The sequence below is a fragment of the Ilumatobacter nonamiensis YM16-303 genome (genome assembly GCF_000350145.1).
In the GTDB taxonomy this organism is placed as follows: domain Bacteria; phylum Actinomycetota; class Acidimicrobiia; order Acidimicrobiales; family Ilumatobacteraceae; genus Ilumatobacter_A; species Ilumatobacter_A nonamiensis.
Window position 1 is genome coordinate 1 of the sequence record NZ_BAOL01000274.1, and the last position, 3,648, is coordinate 3,648.

Genomic DNA, 3,648 nt, shown 5'->3' on the forward strand with positions numbered 1-3,648 from the left:
GTGCCATCCGGTGTCTGACACCCGATGGCACCACGCCTGCGACGGTGAGAGCGTTCCGATAGGTTCGTCGCGCAATGAGCTCGGGATTCTCGGTCGATCCCGGTGTCCTGCTCGGTGGAGTGCTCCTGCTCGTCGGGGTTCTCGCGAGCCGCATCGCGATGCGGTTCCGGATACCCAGCCTGCTGCTCTTCCTCGGTCTGGGGATGCTGGTTGCCGACGACGGATTGGCGGTCGTGCGGTTCGACGACGCCGCGCTCGCCCAGAACATCGCCACGGCGGCGCTCGTGATCATCTTGTTCGAGGGTGGCCTGGGCACCGAACCCGCCGCGTTCCGGAAGGTGGGCGTCGCCGCCGGATCGTTGGCGACCATCGGGGTGGTGGCGACGGCCGGTGTCGTCGCGCTCGTCTCGTGGACCGTGCTCGATCTCGATCCGACGACTGCGCTGCTTCTCGGTTCCGTGGTCGCGTCCACCGATGCGGCCGCGGTGTTCGCCGCGCTGCGGACCGAACCCCTTCCCCGCCGTGACCGTTGGTTGCTTCAACTCGAGTCGGGCCTGAACGACCCGGTCGCCGTCCTCCTGACGATCGGCATGGTCGAGGTGTGGCGCGGCGATCCGAGCGCGATGGACTGGACCCGATTCCTCGGCCTGCAGTTGGGTGCCGGGTTGCTCGTCGGCCTCACCGTCGGCTGGCTCGGCCGACGGCTGATGTCTCGTCTCACCGGTCCCGCCGCATCGTCGCTCGGTGTGATCACCCTCGCGCTGGCGGCGATTTCGTACGGCGGCGCGGCCGTGGTCGGTGGCTCCGGTTTCCTCGCCGTGTACTTGACCGGTGTGGTCCTGGCCGGCTCGCGACGCTCGGTGCGCGGCGTGCTCTTCTTCCACGAGGGCCTCGCGGCGACGGCGCAGGGCGTCCTCTTCCTCTTGCTGGGCATCCTCGTGTTCCCCAGCCGCCTGCCCGACAACCTCGGCACGGCGATCGTGGTGGCGCTCGCACTGATCTTCGTCGCTCGCCCGGTCGCGGTCGCCCTCGTCATGGTCTGGTCGAGAACACCGGCACGACGAATCGCGGTTCTGTCGTGGGCGGGTCTCCGCGGTGCGGTTCCGGTCGTCCTGGCGACGATCCCGTTCACCGCCGGCCATCCGGACGGCGCCCTGATCTTCGATGTCGCATTCGTCGTGGTGGTCCTGTCGGTCGCCGTTCAGGGGCCGACGGTCGGCGCAGTGGCGCGACGGCTCGGTGTCGTCGCCGAGCATCCCGAAGCCGTGCGGCCGGAGATCGTTCCCGTCGATGCACTCGACGCAGATCTGATCGAGGTCACCTTGCCACCCCGGTCCCGGGTGAGCGATTCCCGACTTCGCGATGCGCCACTTCCCGACGGCGCGCGGGTCGCGGTGTTGCGGCGTGGTGACGAGACGGTCGTCCCCGACGGCGACACGGTGCTCACCGTCGATGACGTGCTGCTGGTGGTCACACCGAAGCGGTGTGAACTCGACGACATCGAGCACTGGGCGGCAGCGGACGACGACGACGAAGCCTCATCGGGTGTCTGACACCGGATGAGGCTCGGTCAGGGTTCGAGGTGGGAGATGACCGCGTCGAGCGCCAAGCGGTAGCTCGTGCGACCGAAGCCACCGACCACGCCGAGGCAGACCGCCGACAGCATCGAGGTGTGCCGGAACTCCTCGCGTGCGTGGACGTTCGACAGGTGCGTCTCCACCACCGGAAGCTCCACCGCGGAGATCGCGTCTCGCAACGCGATCGACGTGTGCGTGTACGCGCCGGGATTGAACACGACACCGGCGGCGGTGGCCCGCGCCGCGTGCAACGCATCGACCAGTTCGCCCTCGGCGTTCGACTGGACCGCCTCGACCTCGTACCCGCGCTCGGCCGCCAACGAACGAAGCTCGTCGACGATGTCGTCCAACGTGTCCGCGCCGTAGACCTCGGGCTCGCGGGTCCCGAGCAGGTTCAGGTTCGGCCCGTTGAGGATCAGGATCGTCGGCATGGTCCGAGCGTACGCGTCGCGCTCCGGACGCACCCGGACACGTTCTCAGTCCTGGAGTGCGTCGTCGGGCAGCTTGCGGACCTTGGCGCGGCGTTTGCGACGGGCCGGGATGAGGTCGCGCATCTCCTCGAGCTTGCCGAAACACGTCAAGCGGTCGTTCGCTTCGAGCGCTCGGCTGCCCTTCGGGTTCGGGATCACGACGTTGTCGCGGTGGAGGGTGAGCACCGAGATGTCGCGATCGCGAAGTCCCGACTCCGAGATCGTCTGGCCGGCGAACGCCGAACCCTCGGGAATGTGCAGTTCCGCGACGCCGTATCCGGTGCTGACGGACAGCCGCTGACGGACATCGAGCTCGGGGAACGCGACCTGGTTGGCGATGTGGTCGACGATGGCACCCGCGATGTCGAGTTCGGTCGCCCGCTCGATTCCCTCCAGGCCCGGGGACGAATTGACCTCCATCACCAGAGGACCTTCGTTGCCCTCCAACATGTCGACCCCGGCGACGCGCAGACCCATGATCTGTGCGGCACGCACGGCCGTCCGTTCGTACTCAGGGGACAGCTCGACGGCTTCGACGGAACCGCCGCGGTGCACGTTGGAACGGAACTCGTCGCCCTCCGCCGTGCGGCGCATCGCGCCCACGACGCGATCACCGACGACGAGGGCGCGGATGTCGCGGCCTTTGCTCTCCGCGATGAACTGCTGGATGAGCACGTTCTGCCGCGTCGACTGCAACGTCTCGATGATCGCCTCGGCCACCTTCTTGTCGGGCGCGAGGATCACGCCGATCCCCTGTGTTCCCTCGAGCAGCTTGATGACGACGGGTGCCCCGCCGACCAACTCGATCGCAGGGAGCACGTCGGCCTTGTCGCGCACGAACGAGGTCGCCGGCATCCCGATGTCGTGGCGACTGAGGATCTGCGTGGCCCGAAGCTTGTCGCGCGAGTTGGCGATGCCGTTCGCCGTGTTCGGCGTGTAGACGTCCATCTGTTCGAACTGACGCACGACCGCCGTACCGAAGTAGGTGATCGAGGCGCCGATCCGCGGCAGGATCGCGTCGTAGTCGGACAGCTGTCGACCACGGAACTGGAGGTCGGGTTCGTCCCCGGCGAGATCGATCGCGAAACGCAAGGTGTTCAGCACCTTGCACTCGTGGCCGCGCTCGAGGGCGGCGGTCTTGAGGCGGTGGGTGCTGTAGGCCCCGGGCGACCGGGACAAGATGGCGAGCTTCACGTGGATTCCCTCTCGATGGTGGTTCTGAGCGCGGTCGGATCGTCGTCGGATCGGTCGAGGAGTTCGGCGATGTGAATGATGGCATCACCCTGATTGACGAGCGGGTGCTGGGTGTGGCCGATCACCATCCCGGAGCGGTTCGCGCGGCTGCGGCTGAGGCGTCGCCCGACGGAATCACGCACCGTCGCCACGACATCGCCGCGCTCGACGATCTGGCCGAGCTCGGCTTCCATCAACGCGATTCCACTCCGTCGAGCCCGGACCCAGCCACTCGCCCGGCTCTCGGCCGGCGGCTCGACGATCGGTGCTCCGTCGAGTGCCATCGCTTCATCGGCCTCCACCATTCCGAGCCGTTCGAGGATGCGACCGATTCCTCCGACCGCTGCGTCGATCGCCTCCCGGTCGAA

General features: G+C 67.8%; 4 protein-coding genes. 1 reads left to right on the top strand and 3 read right to left on the bottom strand.

Annotated features, from left to right (window positions below; genetic code table 11):
• Positions 1-74: 74 nt before the first annotated feature.
• Complete coding sequence (locus ON45_RS19485; RefSeq protein ID WP_051063437.1) at positions 75-1,553, top strand: potassium/proton antiporter; 1,479 nt, start codon at positions 75-77, stop codon at positions 1,551-1,553.
• Positions 1,554-1,570: 17 nt separating this feature from the next.
• On the opposite strand, the gene aroQ is transcribed toward ON45_RS19485, so the two are convergent.
• From aroQ to ON45_RS19500, 3 genes are all read right to left on the bottom strand, one after another.
• Entirely contained in the window at positions 1,571-2,008 is a 438-nt protein-coding gene (gene aroQ, locus ON45_RS19490; RefSeq protein WP_040496274.1) for a type II 3-dehydroquinate dehydratase, read from the bottom strand.
• A gap of 45 nt (positions 2,009-2,053) precedes the next feature.
• Positions 2,054-3,241, bottom strand: coding sequence for a RimK family alpha-L-glutamate ligase (locus ON45_RS19495; RefSeq protein WP_040496267.1), 1,188 nt, complete (start codon positions 3,239-3,241; stop codon positions 2,054-2,056).
• On the bottom strand, positions 3,238-3,648 hold a 411-nt coding region (locus ON45_RS19500; protein ID WP_040496269.1), incomplete at its 5' end, for a succinylglutamate desuccinylase/aspartoacylase family protein. The genes ON45_RS19495 and ON45_RS19500, both read right to left, overlap by 4 nt.

Excerpts from the sequence above, each read along its gene's own strand:
- ON45_RS19485 (WP_051063437.1), top strand. The coding sequence starts at position 75 with ATGAGCTCGGGATTCTCGGTCGATCCCGGTGTCCTGCTCGGTGGAGTG.
- aroQ (WP_040496274.1), bottom strand. The coding sequence starts at position 2,008 with ATGCCGACGATCCTGATCCTCAACGGGCCGAACCTGAACCTGCTCGGG.